The following is a 16314-nucleotide window of genomic DNA, read 5'->3' as shown; positions in this document are numbered from 1 at the left end:
GGAGGAAAGTCCTGTTATTTGTACGCCCTTACTGCCTATATCCCGTAATTTTATTTTGATCCATCCATTTCTTTTTCACTTGCATAAGAAAGTCTAAATCAGCATCTCGGCTACCGTACAGCTCTTCCAGGATGTTTTGCGTTTCCCATAGGTCGTTATACGTCAAGTAGGGATAATCCTGACCCATCCCCACCCCATTGAACAAACCGTATTCCAAGTCCCCATTTTTCTTTAACCACTTATCTTTTGTCCACTTGATGCCATTCAGCATGTTTTTCGCATAAGTTTGATAATAGGGTTGGTGAGTCAATCGGAACAAATCGAAAAAGTAGTTGATCTCGCTAAGCTGGTGGTTTAGCGATACATGCGTTTTCTTATGTACGCTCGGATGAGCGTAATCAGACACTAATACGCCTATCTCTTCTTGCTGCCTCATAAAATATCCCCGGGTATTGGCATGATTCATTAACCACTTTGCATAATTCAGACTGGAATCTAAAAATCTCTCATCCCCATACTTCGCATAACCGTCTAACAGCAAACGGGCAAAGTCGGTATTAAACCGCGTATCATAAAAATTCGGGCCAATCTGGTAATCCTTCCAGAGCCATTTTGACTTCGGCCCCGTTGGCCAATATCCATGCTCATTTTGATTGTCTATGCCTTGGTCCAGCATGACCCAGCCCAGATTTTCAGCGATGCGGCTGCCTCCGGTCCGAACAAAGGACCTGGCAATAAAGTTGTCAGGGAATCTATAGTACACAAGATTTCCGGTAGGTTCATAGGTGCTGGGCGCCTTGACATGCATACCCTCCCATGACCATTTACCATCCCTGGACATATCCAGCAAAGACCAGACCGGCTCCATATTCGGATTCTCATTCCATGGAACTAATTCCTCCACGGATCCAGTAGCCCACATTTCTCCCGCCGTGCCAGCGATTTGCTGCAAAGAATAAGTCAGAGTATAACCCTTGTCACTTTCCGTCACCTCTACGGGTATAGCTCCCTTGACCTCCGTAATGGTGAAGAAAGAATCATTTGTGACAAAATTTGCAGGATAGCTAATATACCAATGAGCTTCCGTCGTGTCAATAAAGCCCGCTGCCAAAGGCAGCTTCCCCTCAAGAGGAATGGTCTTCCAAACCCTTTGTCCCTCTTCGAAAGCCACATATTTAAATGTTCCCTCCTTGCCCGGAATGTCAAATTTCCCGGTATAAGGCTGGTTTACATTGGACTTGAATTGGTATTGCTTTATCCAATACTGATCGCCATTGGGAAAGCGGACGTCCTTTACCCGGACTTGTCCATTTCCAAAAACAGCTTCCTCCATCGTTTCAGCAGGAAGGGGCAGGACAGGCTCTGCTTTCATAGGGGCTATACTCATATTAAGAAATACGAGTGCAAATAGAAGTAATACTTTTTTTACCATGTGCACCTCCCAGAGTAGAATATATTTTCCTCTTTATTTAGACGGTTTAAACTGGAAGTTTGTTACTCTGCAGCAGCACATGAAAAGGGTGTCCCATAAGCCAACGGCTTCCAGGACACCCTTTTCATTCTATTCCTTATTCTTTTGAGCTGTTCGGTTTAATTCCTCTAGCAATTCCGCTAACAATCTGGCCTGTTCTCTTCTTTCATAAATCAAAGTCGATGGGCGCTCTGCTGCCTTCTCTTGCTTATTTCCGTTTTTCCACTGTTCATAGAGAGCTAGGATCCCCGCTTTAATGTCGTTTAGGGAACCTGGATCGACAACCTGGCCAAGCTGATACCTTTCGATGATCCTCGTCGATTCCCCTTGAAGGCTTAAGGCAAGGATCGGTTTGGCGATTGCCATATATTCAAATAGCTTTCCAGGAATATAGGCCCCCGAATCAGGGGCGGTATCCCCTATAAGCAAGAGAATGTCTGATTTCTTCAATTCCTTGAGTGCCGCTTGGTGCGGCAAATGGCCAAGCACATGAACTAGATCATTTAACCCCAGCTTCCCTACCCAATCTGCATTTTCGGAATAGCCGGGATAATCAAAGACACCGGCAAAATTCATGCGAATTTCATGCCGGGCAAGCTTTCCCTCGTCAATCAATTCTTTAATGGCCTGCAGGAAAAGCCGCGGATTGCGTTCTTTATAGAAGATACCGGTATAAATAAATGTACATTGCTCCGGATGATCGGTTTTTATCCCTTGCAGCTGCTTATAGTCTTCCGGGTCAAATCCATTGTGTATGACCTCTAGCCGCTTAATTTCATCCTCAAACTTCTCTTGGAAATTATCCGCAAAAGATTGAGTGACGGTAAGCAGAAGATCTGATTCCCGCAGAACCATCCTCTCTAACCGCTCCTCCAGCCACTCCCGCCAAGCGATCCCGGGGCGATGCATATTTTGGGTCCAGGGATCACGGAAATCCGCAATCCAAGGAAGCCCTGTCTTCCGCTTGAGGTAAAGTCCGACAAGATGATTAGTATAGGGTCCGGACGTTGAAAACAGCACATCGATTTGATGCTCTTTCACCACTTCAAGACCTTTTCGCATGGCATAGGGAAACCATAAGATTTGATCATCCGGAACCAATACATGCCTTTTTAACTTTTTTAGGGTTGGGAACACCTTCTTCTTCAGCCGGGCGGTCAGCCCGATGGCCTCGCTTCCCGCTTCAGCCTGTTCCATTTTTGCACCGGCAGCTGCTGGCGGGGCTCCTAAGAAGATCTCCCGGGAGCGATGGATATGAACCCCATCCGGGAGCTGCTCCAGCAAAGAGTAATCCAAAGAAACATGGTAATTGGGCTCAACCGTCAGAATATGAGGCTCCCACCCAAAATCGCCGAGATACCTGGCCATTTTTAAGGCCCGCTGCACCCCTCCGCCACCTATAGGCGGAAATAGGTAAGCGATGATAAGTACTTTCCTTGATTGGTTCATCGTTATCACTACTTTTATTAGATTCGAATCAGTTTGGCTTGAGCAGAAACACGGCTAGGAATGCGGTGCTTGGCATCCAATAGAACAGGAGAATCTGTCATGAGCTCCATCACTTCATTCCAATCGATTTCCAAGAAATCCTCTTGAGCATTCAGATAAATCAATACGGTCGAACCGGATACGGCCTCTTTTAAACTATTTACTTTATAAGGATAAACGCTCGGTACAGCCGGATCATAAGCTTTGACATGGGCCCCGCGCTGCATCAGAACTTCTACCACCTGATGAGCCGGACTGATGCGGTCATCGTTGGAGAAGTCTTTCATGGCTAAGCCTAACACAGCCACTTGGCATCCCACCAAAGACCTTCCCTGCCGCTTTAGCTCTTCCTCTACCATATCCACAAGGGTAGACGGAACCGAATCATTAATTTTTCTTGCCAATTCCAGCATATTAATATTGACGCCCAATTCACGGGCCTTAGGCTGCAGATAATAGAGAGCATTGGGAAGGCAATACCCCCCAACCCCTGGTCCTGGAACAAGCAAATTTACGCGCTTATGGGTGTTGGCCACCTTAATGAGCTCAAACGTGTCCATCCCCATCCGTTCCGCAAAGCGGGCAAACTGCTGAACCATTGCAATATTAACGTCTCTTTGAATATTTTCGATGACTTTGGCTGTTTCCACGATCTTAATATCCGATACGGTAATTTCAGCTTCGGTGACAAAGCTTAGGATGTCCCTCGCCTTTTGGGCACTTTCCTCATTAATGCCTCCTAAGGCCAACGGCATGTTAATGAATTCTTCAAAAGCCTTTCCTTCCGCAATTCGTTCAGAGGAATAGGCTAAGTAAAAATCGGATCCTGCCTTAAGGCCGCTTTTCTCTAGCAGAGGGAGCACGATTTCTTCTGTTGTTCCCGGAACTACGGTGCTTCTAAGAATGACGCTGTCTCCTTTTTTCAGGACCTTAGCCAATTGTTCACAGGCACTTATTAGATAAGATAAATTAGGATCCCCATGGACGACAGGAATGCCGACGGTGATGATATATGCATTGACCTGACCTGCTGCTTCCTCATAGCTCGTAGTCGCCTTAAAACGACCTGCTTGCAGTTGCTCTTTTAAAATGTCTGTAAGAGATTTCCCTTGATAATATTCAAGATGATGGGATTTCCCTTCATTGATTTCCTCTACCAAATGAGGCAAGACATCAATCCCGTAAACGTCAGCCCCCTTCATTGCATAGCTTAAGGACAAGGGCAGACCAATAAACCCCATTCCTATGACGGCTAACTTAAGTTGTTTAGCTGATTCCATATGTATTCCTCCGAAGGTCATCTATTTCGTGGTCATGTACCAATAGGCTGCGCCGCTTAGTAAAAAAAGAATCGAAAAGAAAAGTAGTATAAGAGTTAACCTCTTTAACATGCGTGTCCTCCAAGTGTCAACTATTCAAGAATTATACACTATTCGGCGGTTTTCTCCAACTAGCTCAAAAAAAAGCGGCCAAAGATGGCCGCCATTCACTCTCAAACCTAAACCCTTAGGTTGTTACCTTCATATTAACGATTTCTCTGCCTAACGTAAATAAAGAAATTTTGCCATCAAATATAAAATTATACTATACTGGCACCGATCACATAAGACAACCCGATCGAGATGACCATCGAAAGCAATCCGACCGCCCGATTATCCTTTGCGATTTCATCATCTATCTTAAATTTTGGAGTCATGAACTCAAAGATAAAGTAGGCTATAAGCAATAGTATAAATCCAAAAGCTCCCCATATCAGTGCCTGCCCAATGGTATCATTGCTTTCAATGGAAAAGCGGAAGATATTCGTGATTCCTAATATTTTCCCTCCGACAGCCATGGCTACGGAAACATTTCCTTTTTTGATTTCTTCCCAATCATCATAGCGTGTCACCAGCTCGAAAATGGTCAAAAACAAAATTAGAGCTAAAATCGCTACTGCAAAAAATGCCGTTGTTAAGATATAGGGATTTTCTAATAAACCAGACACGGCGGACCCCCTCCTCCCTGCTTGTTGCGCTCATTCCCCTGTAATATACGGCAGTGAAGTGATTTGGTTGCACTTTGTCTTACTTCAGCTCAACAATTGTAGCCCCAAGGCCGCCTTCCCCTTGGCCTCCCAGCCTATAGGATTGGACACTCCGGTGCTTTTTAAGGAAATTATGAACTCCCACTCGCAGTGCCCCAGTCCCTTTTCCATGGATCAAAGATACTTGGTGCAGATTGGACATGACGGCGTCATCCAAGTACTTATCAATCGCCGTAACCGCATCCTCAATGGTAAATCCACGCAGGTCTAGTTCTGGGCGAATGGTTTCTCTAGACAATTTGACGCGGGTATAAGGGGCCACTTCCTTTTTCTTGCTTGCTTTGAGCAAGTTCAAGTCTGCAGCCTTAATATTCATTTTCATAATCCCTAATTGCACTTGGTATTCCTGGTTTCCAAGGTCCGCAATAATCTCACCCTTCTGGCCGATAGAGAGTACCTTGACCTCATCCCCTACTTTGAATGTATCTTTATCCCGTACCGCCTTTTTTCTTTCCTTTTCCCGTTCAAAGGAAGGGACGCTTTCCTCAAGCTTTTTCTTGGCTTCAATTAATCGGTGCTCCTTAATGCCCACTTGTTCTTCTTGAGCCATCTTTCGAAGCTCAGAAATGATCTCATCCGCCTCTTTCCTCGCTTTAGCTACGGAGCGTGCAGCTTCCTCCTCTGCCTTCTGCAGAAGTCCGTTCTTTTCCTTGGCAAAAGCGGCCCTCTCCTGTTCCAGCTGATCCCGAAGGGATTCCATTTCTTTGCGGAGAGCTTCCGCCTTCAGCCGGTCTTGCTCTGCCGCTAAACGATCTTCCTCTAGGGAAGCAATCATATTTTCAACTGTTGTGTCTTCCATGCTCACGTGCTGCTTGGCGTCCTCAATGATGTCCTCAGGCAATCCCAAACGATGGGCGATAGCAAAGGCATTACTTCGTCCGGGAACCCCGACCAGCAATCGGTAGGTAGGGCGAAGCGTCTCTACATCAAATTCAACACTCGCATTCAGGACCTGAGGCCGGTTATAGGCAAACTCTTTGAGCTCACTATAATGGGTGGTTGCAACAACCCTTGCCCCTAACCTGTACATGTGATCTAAAATCGCCATCGCTAGGGCAGCCCCTTCAGTCGGGTCTGTCCCCGCTCCAAGCTCGTCCAGGAGAACCAGGCTATTGCTGTCCATCTCCCTTAAAATTCGGATGATATTGGTCATGTGCCCTGAGAAGGTACTTAGGTTTTGCTCAATGCTTTGCTCATCTCCAATATCAGCGAAAACGCCAGCGAAAACAGCCATTTCGCTATCTTCTTCTGCCGGTATATGAAGACCGGAAGCCGCCATTAATGCATGGAGTCCAATCGTCTTTAATGTGACCGTTTTTCCTCCCGTATTGGGTCCTGTAATCACCAGGGATGTGCAATTTCTCCCGATTTCCACATCGATGGGAACCACTTCCTGTCGAGGAATCAAAGGGTGTCTGCCTTTTTTCAGCTTGATATAGCCTTTATCATTAAGCTTTGGCTGAACAGCTTTGATGCGGTGGGCATAGGAAGCTTTGGCAAAGGTGAAATCAAGCTCTGCCAGTACCGCTACATTATGTCCCAGCACCTCCGCATGTTCCGCTACGATACCCGTTAAGGCCTGAAGGATCTTTTCTACCTCCCGCTCTTCCTTAAAGCGAAGCTCACGAAGCTGATTGTTTGCTTGTACGACGGCTTCCGGCTCGATAAAAAGCGTTGCCCCTGAGGCGGACTGGTCATGGATCATGCCGCCAAAAACATGGCGGTACTCCTGCTTGACCGGGATGACATAGCGATCCCCGCGGATGGAAACTATGTTTTCCTGAAGCATCTTTTGATATGAAGTCGAGCGGATGATATTTTCCAACCGATCCTTTATTCTGCCTTCTGTCGCCCGAATTTGAGAACGGACTTGTCCTAAAGCAGGACTGGCACTGTCCATCACAACGCCATGCTCATCAATGCAGTCATTGATTTCTTCCTCTACTTTTTGCAGCCGCTCGATCTGCTGGATTAATTCATTCAGCATCGGCAGATCCTGCTGTTCCAATAAGGCCTCAATGTATCTTCTTAGTCTCCAGCCTCCGTAAACGGTGCCAGCGACATCGAGAAGCTCTCCCGTATTAAGCGAAGCGCCTAGCTTAGCCCTGGACAGGGACCGGCGAATATCCCGAATCCCGCCAAAAGGCACACTTCCTTTCAACCGGAGAACGGTATACCCTTCAAACGTTAATTGCTGTCTGGAACGCGCTTCATTTAAATCAGAAGTTGGCGCCAGCTGTTCTATTTTTTCTCTTCCTAAAGAGGAAGAGGCGTTGTCCATAAGTTGATGAATCACTTTTGTAAACTCAAGTGTCCGATACAAGCGTTCTTCCACTGCGGAATCCCCTTTCAAACAATATCTGATCTATTATATCTCATTCATTGCCTAACAGAAAAGTATAGGCAATGCCAGGATTGGAAAAACTATATGTACTCCTAAGGGAAGGAATGGTAATGATGGCATGGGTTAGCCATATTGCTCGATTTTTCATAGCCGCCATCGTGCTCTACTTTGTAGGCTTCCTTGTACCGGGTTTTACTATCCGGGGTTTTTCCACCGCCCTTGTCGCTGCCGCCGTAATTGCAGCTTTAGGATGGATTTTCGAGGCGTTTTTTGGAGGCGAACTTTCTCCATACGGAAGGGGAATTACAGGTTTTTTGTCTACCGCGCTCATTATTTATTTCACTAAGTTCATTGTAAACGGAGTGAGCGCCACCTTGATTGGCGCATTGCTCGCTTCGCTTTTAGTTGGAATTATCGACTTATTTCTTCCTGCGAAATCACGCTTTTGGGAAAAAAATTAGATAAAAAAAGAGACTGCATGCAGTCTCTTTTTTATTCCATAATATGAAATTGGTCTTACTGTTGCTGACCCGCCAAGGCGCTTTCTGCCATTTTAACCAGACGCTTGGTTATCTCTCCGCCAACAGATCCGTTTCCGCGAGCTGTGGCATACGCTCCAAAATCGTAAACACCAAACTCGTTGGCGATCTCATACTTAATTTCGTCGATTAAGGAAGAAGACTGGGGAACAATCAATTTGTTTCGGTTAGCCATTTAGCAAACCTCCTTTAATTGAGTGTACCTTTATAATGCCTTTCGAGCATAAGGTTCATGCCCTGAAAATTAAGGGGTTCATGGGCACTAAAGGATATCGCTCCGGTCTTGTGGGCGGGGACTTGGAACCATTCGAATTTGTTGGGAAATAAAAGGAGACAGCTCCAGTAAATATTGGGCAATGACGGATTGGTAATAGGCTTTTTTCCACTTTCCATCCGGAGCCATATCCGCCAAATGTACAGATATAACCACAGCCATCAGCATCAAAAGCCCTCCTAAAATGGCTCCAAGCCAACGATTCAGAAGGGAGATGATCGGCAGTTCGGCAAAGGACTGCAGTACTTTGCCTAGGATCCTGCAGAGAAAGCGGACCATAAAGAATAACAAAATAAAGGCTATCGCGGAGTAAACCAATCGGTGCAAAGAATCCATACTCAGTATTGCTTGAAAAAGAGGATTGGCACTTTCTTTCGGGAGAGGAAATTGCTCTTGCAGGAAGACCGCGGTGTCCTGTGAGAAGGAGTAAGCAATAGCAAGGGAAGCCGTCAGCCCTACTAATCCGATAGCAAGCTTGACAAACCCCCTATAATGTCCATAGAAAAGGCCAACTAAAAAGAGGCCGATAAGACCCATATCGACAGTATTCATTCCTTGCGTCTTTCCTCCTCCTCCAAAATGCGAAGCAATTCCTCATACTCCTGCTTGAGCTGAAAATACTCATCCGCGATATTGACAGCAGAGAGTACCGCAATTTTTGCCGTGTCCAAGCGGGTGTTCCCGTTAGCAATGAATCTCATTTTTTCATCTACATAATGAGCCACTGAACGCAAATGGGCAACACTTGCCTTTCCGACCATACGGTATTGGTGTCCATATATATCAACAGTTATCTTAACTTTTTCATCCTCACGCACGACTTCATTACCCCTTCCAAATATCAGCTTGTCCTTACAACTAATAATTATACATTTTTTGTTAAAGCTGTGGAACTGAAAAAGAAAAAAGGATGGGGAATCCCCCACCCTTCAATCTAGGATCGCAGCTGAGCCTTAAATTGTTCCGCAAGCCCCTGCACGACTCGTTCATGAGCTTCATTAACTTCCTGATCCGTTAATGTGGCTTCCGCTCTCCGATAAACTAAGGAAAAGGCCATGCTCTTCATGCCTTCTCCAATTTTTTCTCCCGTATAGACATCGAACAATTGCACTCTCTCAAGAATGTCCCCCGCTTGTTCCTCAATAACTTGCTGCAAGGCAGCTGAAGCAACTTCTTTATCCACTACGATGCTGAGATCTCGGGTACTAGCCGGATACTTAGGCAACACTTTATATTGCTTAATGCTGTCAACATGACTAAAGAGTTTTTCAACGTCTAGGTAGAACACATAAGTTTCCTCAATATCATATTTCTTTTGAAGTTCCGGATGAACTTGACCAAGATAACCGATGCGTTCATCTTGGATATATAAATCCGCTGTTCTTCCAGGATGCATTCCCTTCAGATCCTCAGCCTGCTTATAGTGTACTTGGCGGATTCCAAAGCTTTCAAGCAATAGCTCTGCAAGGCCTTTTACATGATAGTAGTTTACGCGTTCCACGGCAGAGGCCCAATGCTCTCCCGCCCAATTTCCCGTTAGGAGACCAGCGAGGCCCAGATTTTCTTGAGGAAGGACACTTAACTTTTCTTCTTCACTGATAAATACCCGGCCAAGTTCAAAAATGGCTACATCAAGATTCTGCCTATTGCGGTTGTACGCCGCTGTTTCCAACAGGTGAGGAAGCAGGTTCACCCGCAAATGGCTCCGCTCTTCACTCATTGGCATGGCGAGAGGGATACCTTTGGTTTCCTTATACAAGGAGGCAAAGTCATACATGATCTGCTCGTTCGTAAAAGAGTACGTAGACACCTCGTATAATCCGGCTCCAGTCAACAAGTTCCGGATATTCCGCTGGAAGGCCTGATAATCCGTTAGTCCTCCCCTAGTAGAAGGCCCAATCGGCAGACTTGTCGGGATGTGATCATAGCCATGGAGACGCGCTATTTCTTCCACTAAATCCACTTCTCTGGTAATATCCTGCCTGCGAGAAGGGACTTCAACCTGGAAATCTTCCCCGTTGCTCGTAAATTCAAACTGTAAACGGCGAAGAATGGATTCCACCTGTTCGGCCTCCAGAGAAGTTCCCAAAAGCATGTTTAAGCGAGATAAACGAAGGGTTACCTGCTCCCTTTTATGTTCATTGACTACAGCTGCCGCCATCCCTTGGGCTACCGTGCCGCCAGCCAATTCAACCATGAGCTGGGATGCTCGGTCAAGTGCGCGAATCACGGCTTCCGGATCGACTTCTTTCTCGAATCGAAGGCTGGCCTCCGAACGAAGCCCTAGCTTCTTGGCCGTTCTGCGAATCGATTTTCCGCTAAAATGAGCGGATTCAAGCAAAATCGTTGACGTTTGCTCAGAAACCTCCGAGTTGGCACCACCCATCACTCCGGCGATACCAACCGGTTTCGTTCCATCCGTGATGAGCAGCATTTCTCCGTCCAGCGTTCTCTCTACATCATCAAGAGTAATTAGCTTTTCGCCCTCTTTGGCTAGCCGTACTACGATCTGACCATCCTTGACCTGATCATAATCGAAGGCATGCAAGGGCTGGCCTTGCTCCAGCATCACATAGTTGGTGATATCCACGATGTTATTGATAGGGCGAATGCCTGCTGCTATCAAGCGACTTTGCATCCAGAGCGGTGAAGATCCAAGCTTAATGTTAGAGATTAAGCGAGCAGTATATTGCGTGCAGTGCTCCGGTGCATCAATAGCTACTTGAACTTTTCCGCTGATCGAGCTGTCTGGGCTTTCCTCGACTGCAGTCGGCGGCAGATTAACGGAGCGCCCTAAAATAGCTCCTACCTCATAAGCCACGCCGACCATACTCAAGCAATCCGAGCGGTTAGGCGTCAGTCCCAACTCTAAAACATAATCGTCCAATCCAAGATAAGCGAGTGCGTCTTGCCCCACTTCGGTTTCATCCGGCAAAACCATGATCCCTTCCTGCTGGGCTTTTGGAAGAAGCTTATCATTAATCCCCAGCTCTTTCGCTGAACAGATCATCCCTTGGGATTCCACGCCGCGCAATTTGGCTTTCTTGATTTTTAATCCTCCCGGCAGCTCTGCCCCAACCACCGAGACGACAACTTTCTGACCTGCGGCTACATTCGGCGCACCGCAGACGATCTGAAGCCGATCCGGCTCTCCGACTTCAACCTGGCATACGTTTAATTTATCTGCGTCGGGATGCTTTTCCCTCTCCACGACATGGCCGATGACAACTTTGGATACCCCTTTATTCCGGGATTCCACGCTTTCGACTTCAACCCCGCTGCGCGTTAGCTTTTCCGCTAAATCCTGCGGTGCAATTCCTTCCAAATCTACATATTGCTTTAACCAGTTATAGGAAACCTTCATAATTTTTCACCACCTACTTACGATTGAATTGCTTTAAGAATCGAATATCATTGTTATAGAAATGACGTATATCCTCGATGCCATATTTCAGCATGGCGATCCGCTCTACACCCATTCCAAAGGCAAAGCCTGTATATTTTTCTGAATCATAGCCTGACATTTCTAATACCTTCGGATGAACCATCCCTGAACCCAATATCTCAAGCCAGCCGGTATCCTTGCACACGCGACAGCCGTCCCCTTTACACACTGCACAGGTAACATCCACTTCTGCACTTGGTTCTGTGAAAGGGAAGAAACTTGGCCGCAGGCGAATACTGACATCTTCACCAAACATTTCACGGGAGAAAGCAAGAAGAATTCCCTTCAGGTCACTCATGCGAATGTCCTTGCCAATGACTAAGCCTTCGATTTGGGTAAAGACGTGAGAGTGTGTCGCATCATCGTCATCTCTTCGGTATACCCGACCCGGGCAAATAATTTTTACAGGCACTTCCCCTTGCTTCTTTTCCATGACTCTCGCCTGATTAGGGGAGGTATGGGTACGCATGAGTAGGTCTTCCGTAATATAGAAGGTATCTTGCATATCTCTGGCAGGATGATCCTTTGGCAAATTGAGAGCTTCAAAATTGTAATAGTCGGTCTCCATCTCTGGCCCTTCAGCTATTTCAAAGCCTAATCCAATAAATATATCCTCAATTTGCTCGATAATCTGAGTTAACGGATGCTTATTTCCTTTAGACAGCTTTCTTCCTGGGAGCGTGACATCGAGCCGCTCGCTCTTCAATTGTTCTTGTAAAGCTGCCGATTCAAAGGATTCCTTCTTTTGCTCCAGCACTTGCTCCAAAGCATCACGAACTTCATTCACGAGCTGCCCCATCAACGGACGCTCTTCCGGGGAAAGCTTGCCCATTCCCTTCATGATATCTGTAAGCTCGCCTTTTTTTCCCAGATACTTGACTCTTAACTCATTGAGTTCATTCAAATTGCCTGCCGCTTGGAGCTGCTCCAACGCCCGGCTCTTGAGTTCGACTAATTGATCTCGCACATTCTTTCCTCCCTGCTAAAAAATAAAAAAGACCTCTTGTCCGTAAGGGACGAGAGGTCGCGGTACCACCCTTATTAGAGCTAAGCCTGAAAATGAACTTACGCTCTCACTTAATCGAGTTAACGGACTCTAAACCGGTACCCCCTACTTTTCATTTCAGGGGACAGCTCAGGAGTGAATTCTTTAGGTTCCTACGCGTAAGAAGGCTTTCAGTCGCGACCTTCTCTCCCTATGTCGTCACCACGGGACAATACTCCCTCGTAACTTCGTAGAACGTCCTATGTACTAGTCTCCATCAAAGCTTTTGACATTCGTTTTGATTTTCAAAATTTATTATAATCAATCAGGTCATGGGTTGCAACTTTACTTTCTCTGACGTACTGCTTCATACATGATGATTCCCGCGGCCATGGCTGCATTGAGGGACTCTGCCTGGCCATAAATAGGGATTTTCACCCTATTTTTGCAGTGTCTCAGAACCTCAGAAGATACCCCATTGGCTTCATTGCCAATAATAATGGCTACCCTGCCCTCATATATAGGTTCATCGTATGCGACTGCCCCCTCTAGGCTCGTAGCGATCAGTCTAAAATCCTGGCTGGCTAATTTCGAACAAAGCAACTCCAAATCGGCCTGGAAAATGGGAATGTGGAAGATAGACCCCATCGTTGAGCGAACCGTTTTCGCATTATATAAGTCAACCGTTCCTTTTCCCATGATCACACCCTGAATTCCCGCTGCATCTGCTGTCCGAATGATTGTTCCCAAGTTTCCTGGGTCCTGTACCGCATCCAATAATAAAAGGATGGGTGTGCCCACCAGTAATTCATCTAAGGAGCTGGATGATATCTCTACCACCGCAAAAACGCCTTGTTGATTTTCCGTCTCGGAAAGTTTTTTTGCCACAGGTTCTGAAATCCGATAGATTAAGCCCTGAAAATCCGAAATGGACTGTTCCAATCCGCTTGGGAGTGAATATCCCTCTTCGATTAGAATCACGCGGACGTCTGCTCCACTTTTCAATGCTTCCTCAACGAGATGGGGTCCTTCAATGAGAAAAGCCCCCTCTTTTTCCCTGCCTTTTTTTGTGCTCAGCTTGGCCCACTCTTTTACCTTTGTATTTTGAACGGACTGGATGGTTTCCCACACGCACAAATCACTCCTATTTCGTTTTTTCCTCCATGCGCTTCAAGTCTATATTATGACCGATGACCACCAGGATGTCCCCATCTGCAATGGTGTCCTCCGCTTTCGGGGCAATATTGATATTAGGCCCGCTCTTGATCGCCATTACGTTGACGCCAAACTTGGCCCGAATGTTCAACTCAATGAGATTCTTGCCCACCATTCGTTCCGTAGCTGCAATCTCCGCTACGCTGTAGTCCTCTGCCAGTTCGATAAAATCCAGAATTCCAGGCGATACTAAATTATTCGCGACACGGCTTCCCATATCTCTTTCGGGAAAAACCACGCGATCTGCTCCCACTTTATATAAGACTTTACCATGGCGTTCGTTTTGGGCCTTTACAACAATTTGTTTAACTCCAAGTTCTTTGAGGATGAGTGATGTCAGTATACTTGCCTGGATATCTTCACCTATTGCCACGACAACAACATCAAAGTTCCGAATACCTAATTCCTTTAGCGAATGCTCATCGGTCGAATCCGCTTGAACAGCGTAGGTAACATATTGGATATGCTCCTGAATCCTCTCCTCGCTGGAGTCAATCGCCATCACGTCATAGCCCATCTCATATAAGGTCTTTGCGACACTAGAGCCAAAACGCCCCATCCCAATAACCGCAAATGTCTTCGCAGCCATGAATTTTTCCCCCTGTACCGGATATAATGCTTCATTATAGCATAGCCATTTTTAGGAATGCGAATGGAATCATCTTTTTTAGGGTCAGGATGAAAAGGGGGTAGGTCACAAACAATAGAAAAGTGATGAACTATTAGATCTAATAGGGGATGGTAGGCATTTCAAGGGGGGCAGGCTGGTTGATAACGGGAGTTATTCCGACTATCCAACCACTTTAGACTGAAGAAGTGTAAAATAAGCGGACTTTTTCCGGCTAAACCTTAACTATTTCCGCTAAAAATTATCCATTTTTAAAAAAAGTCGGACTTTCTCCTGTTATCTCAACCCTGCCTCATTCCATTTAGCCCGATGTCCCCGCCTTATTAAATCCAACAAAAGGAGGCCGCGCTTAAAGATGAGTATCAGCCAAGTTAACTTAAGGCAAGCTGTCATTGCCAATGTCGCTGATTCATCCCTTGGCGAATTGAGAAGCACCATCGTCGATGCCATTGAAAGCCAAGAAGACAAGACGCTACCTGGACTCGGAGTTCTGTTTGAAGTTCTCTGGAACCAATCTGATCCTTCCAAGCAAGGTGAAATGTTGCAGTTATTGCATCAGGGGCTAGGACAGAAATAACCACTTGCTAAACATTTATTTTTTCCTCATTTGGGCAGGGGGCAACTTCCTGCCCTTTTGCAGTTTGACCAAAAGAAACAGCTCCTTCGTTGTATAAATGAACAACAAAGGAGCTGTTTTTCTCAAAGCAACTAAACCTGCTTTATTTCCTCTAGCTTGGCTTGATCCAAGCGCTTAATGACCTCAACCAATAGCTTAACCGCGTTCTCGAAATCATCCCGATGAAGGATCGCCGCATGGCTATGGATGTAACGCGTTGCGATACTAATAACCATGGAAGGAACCCCTTTGTTATGCAGGTGTAGGCGACCAGCATCAGTCCCTCCACCAGCCACGGTATCGAACTGGTAAGGAATGGACAACTGCTCCGCCGTTTCTACCACAAAGTCGCGCAACCCCCGATGTGGAATCATGGAAGCATCAAACAATAAAAGCTGAGGTCCTCCCCCAAGCTTAGACTGTGCATCTTCCTTCTTGATTCCTGGCGTATCCCCCGCGATACCGACATCGACAGCAAAAGCAATGTCTGGCCCTACAGCATGAACGGACGTTTGCGCTCCACGCAGCCCGACTTCTTCCTGAACGGTTCCGACGCCGTAAACCTCGTTGGGATGACCTTCCTCTTTTAAACGACGAAGGACTTCAATCGCAATAGCGCAGCCAATTCGGTTATCCCAAGCTTTCGCCATCATCAGCTTCTCATTTTTCATGACCGTGAAAGGACAAATCGGTACGACGGTGTCCCCTGGCCTTACACCAAAATCCTCAGCTTCTTCCCGGCTGGAGGCGCCAATATCAATGAACATATTCTTCTTATCAACCGGTTTTCTTCTCGCCTCAGGCGAAAGGATGTGTGGCGGTGTGGATCCAATCACTCCTTCAATCGGCCCCTTCCGAGTCAAAACAGTTACTCTTTGGGCTAGCATGACTTGTTCCCACCAGCCCCCAAGGGGCTGAAAGCGCAAAAATCCCTTATCCGTAATCATCGTAACCATAAATGCCACTTCATCCAAGTGCCCGGCTACCATCACTTTCGGTCCTTCTACATTGCCGGTTCGTTTAGCAATCAAACTTCCCAAATTATCGGTATATACCTCATCCGCATAAGGAGATATGTACTTTTTCATCACTTCTCTAACAGGTCCTTCATGTCCTGGAGCCCCAGGAGTCTCCGTCAGTTCTTTAAACATCTCTAAAGTTTTATCTTCCATTCTATCCCTCCTTATTACGGTTGGGGCTTATCATGCCCTATTCCATTCATT

At 46.3% G+C, this 16314-nt stretch carries 15 protein-coding genes; 2 read left to right on the top strand and 13 right to left on the bottom strand.

Going from position 1 to position 16314, the window contains the following annotated elements; translation table 11 throughout:
• Positions 1–28 precede the first annotated feature (28 nt).
• From ABLT31_RS18405 to ABLT31_RS18385, 5 genes are all read right to left on the bottom strand, one after another.
• Entirely contained in the window at positions 29–1432 is a 1404-nt protein-coding gene (locus ABLT31_RS18405; protein ID WP_367754264.1) for a hypothetical protein, read from the bottom strand.
• A gap of 129 nt (positions 1433–1561) precedes the next feature.
• Entirely contained in the window at positions 1562–2920 is a 1359-nt protein-coding gene (locus ABLT31_RS18400) for a glycosyltransferase family 4 protein (protein WP_367754262.1), read from the bottom strand.
• 17 nt (positions 2921–2937) lie between these two features.
• A complete protein-coding gene (locus ABLT31_RS18395) occupies positions 2938–4239 on the bottom strand; it encodes a nucleotide sugar dehydrogenase (RefSeq protein ID WP_367754260.1) in 1302 nt (433 codons plus the stop codon).
• A gap of 299 nt (positions 4240–4538) precedes the next feature.
• A complete protein-coding gene (locus ABLT31_RS18390) occupies positions 4539–4946 on the bottom strand; it encodes a DUF350 domain-containing protein (protein ID WP_367754258.1) in 408 nt (135 codons plus the stop codon).
• Positions 4947–5025: 79 nt separating this feature from the next.
• Positions 5026–7380, bottom strand: a complete 2355-nt coding sequence (locus tag ABLT31_RS18385) for an endonuclease MutS2 (protein WP_367754256.1) — start codon at positions 7378–7380, stop codon at positions 5026–5028.
• A 122-nt stretch (positions 7381–7502) separates the two neighbouring features.
• Here ABLT31_RS18385 and ABLT31_RS18380 point away from each other — a divergent pair, with 122 nt between their 5' ends.
• Positions 7503–7850 (top strand): phage holin family protein, encoded by a 348-nt coding sequence (locus tag ABLT31_RS18380; RefSeq protein ID WP_367754475.1) that lies wholly within the window; start codon positions 7503–7505, stop codon positions 7848–7850.
• A 55-nt stretch (positions 7851–7905) separates the two neighbouring features.
• Here ABLT31_RS18380 and ABLT31_RS18375 read toward each other — a convergent pair whose 3' ends face one another.
• From ABLT31_RS18375 to ABLT31_RS18345, 7 genes are all read right to left on the bottom strand, one after another.
• Entirely contained in the window at positions 7906–8103 is a 198-nt protein-coding gene (locus ABLT31_RS18375) for a small, acid-soluble spore protein, alpha/beta type (RefSeq protein WP_367754254.1), read from the bottom strand.
• An 87-nt stretch (positions 8104–8190) separates the two neighbouring features.
• Positions 8191–8754 carry a CvpA family protein gene (locus ABLT31_RS18370; protein WP_367754252.1) on the bottom strand — a complete coding sequence of 188 codons (564 nt, stop codon included), beginning with the start codon at positions 8752–8754 and terminating at the stop codon, positions 8191–8193.
• A complete protein-coding gene (gene zapA / locus ABLT31_RS18365; protein ID WP_367754250.1) occupies positions 8751–9020 on the bottom strand; it encodes a cell division protein ZapA in 270 nt (89 codons plus the stop codon). The genes ABLT31_RS18370 and zapA overlap by 4 nt, the downstream gene beginning before the upstream one ends.
• A gap of 116 nt (positions 9021–9136) precedes the next feature.
• Positions 9137–11566, bottom strand: a complete 2430-nt coding sequence (gene pheT / locus ABLT31_RS18360) for a phenylalanine--tRNA ligase subunit beta (RefSeq protein WP_367754248.1) — start codon at positions 11564–11566, stop codon at positions 9137–9139.
• Between the two features lie 13 nt (positions 11567–11579).
• Entirely contained in the window at positions 11580–12614 is a 1035-nt protein-coding gene (gene pheS, locus ABLT31_RS18355) for a phenylalanine--tRNA ligase subunit alpha (RefSeq protein WP_367754246.1), read from the bottom strand.
• A 363-nt stretch (positions 12615–12977) separates the two neighbouring features.
• Positions 12978–13763 (bottom strand): TrmH family RNA methyltransferase, encoded by a 786-nt coding sequence (locus ABLT31_RS18350; protein WP_367754243.1) that lies wholly within the window; start codon positions 13761–13763, stop codon positions 12978–12980.
• Positions 13764–13776: 13 nt separating this feature from the next.
• Positions 13777–14436: a potassium channel family protein gene (locus ABLT31_RS18345; RefSeq protein WP_367754241.1), complete on the bottom strand. Its 660-nt coding sequence runs from the start codon at positions 14434–14436 to the stop codon at positions 13777–13779.
• Positions 14437–14830: 394 nt separating this feature from the next.
• Between ABLT31_RS18345 and sspI the strand changes: the two genes are divergently transcribed.
• A complete protein-coding gene (sspI, locus tag ABLT31_RS18340; RefSeq protein ID WP_367754239.1) occupies positions 14831–15052 on the top strand; it encodes a small acid-soluble spore protein SspI in 222 nt (73 codons plus the stop codon).
• Positions 15053–15183: 131 nt separating this feature from the next.
• On the opposite strand, the gene ABLT31_RS18335 is transcribed toward sspI, so the two are convergent.
• Positions 15184–16263 (bottom strand): M42 family metallopeptidase, encoded by a 1080-nt coding sequence (locus ABLT31_RS18335; protein WP_367754237.1) that lies wholly within the window; start codon positions 16261–16263, stop codon positions 15184–15186.
• Positions 16264–16314: the final 51 nt, after the last annotated feature.

Source organism: Ammoniphilus soli (assembly GCF_040813775.1).
Note: the sequence above shows the minus strand (reverse complement) of the source record. Positions and strands in the feature narration are given on the sequence as shown.

What these genes read in the sequence shown, in the direction of transcription:
- ABLT31_RS18405 (WP_367754264.1), bottom strand. Translation starts at nt 1,432, where the DNA reads ATGGTAAAAAAAGTATTACTTCTATTTGCACTCGTATTTCTTAATATG.
- ABLT31_RS18400 (WP_367754262.1), bottom strand. Translation starts at nt 2,920, where the DNA reads ATGAACCAATCAAGGAAAGTACTTATCATCGCTTACCTATTTCCGCCT.
- ABLT31_RS18395 (WP_367754260.1), bottom strand. Translation starts at nt 4,239, where the DNA reads ATGGAATCAGCTAAACAACTTAAGTTAGCCGTCATAGGAATGGGGTTT.
- ABLT31_RS18380 (WP_367754475.1), top strand. Translation starts at nt 7,503, where the DNA reads ATGGCATGGGTTAGCCATATTGCTCGATTTTTCATAGCCGCCATCGTG.
- ABLT31_RS18375 (WP_367754254.1), bottom strand. Translation starts at nt 8,103, where the DNA reads ATGGCTAACCGAAACAAATTGATTGTTCCCCAGTCTTCTTCCTTAATC.
- ABLT31_RS18370 (WP_367754252.1), bottom strand. Translation starts at nt 8,754, where the DNA reads ATGAATACTGTCGATATGGGTCTTATCGGCCTCTTTTTAGTTGGCCTT.
- pheT (WP_367754248.1), bottom strand. Translation starts at nt 11,566, where the DNA reads ATGAAGGTTTCCTATAACTGGTTAAAGCAATATGTAGATTTGGAAGGA.
- ABLT31_RS18345 (WP_367754241.1), bottom strand. Translation starts at nt 14,436, where the DNA reads ATGGCTGCGAAGACATTTGCGGTTATTGGGATGGGGCGTTTTGGCTCT.
- sspI (WP_367754239.1), top strand. Translation starts at nt 14,831, where the DNA reads ATGAGTATCAGCCAAGTTAACTTAAGGCAAGCTGTCATTGCCAATGTC.
- ABLT31_RS18335 (WP_367754237.1), bottom strand. Translation starts at nt 16,263, where the DNA reads ATGGAAGATAAAACTTTAGAGATGTTTAAAGAACTGACGGAGACTCCT.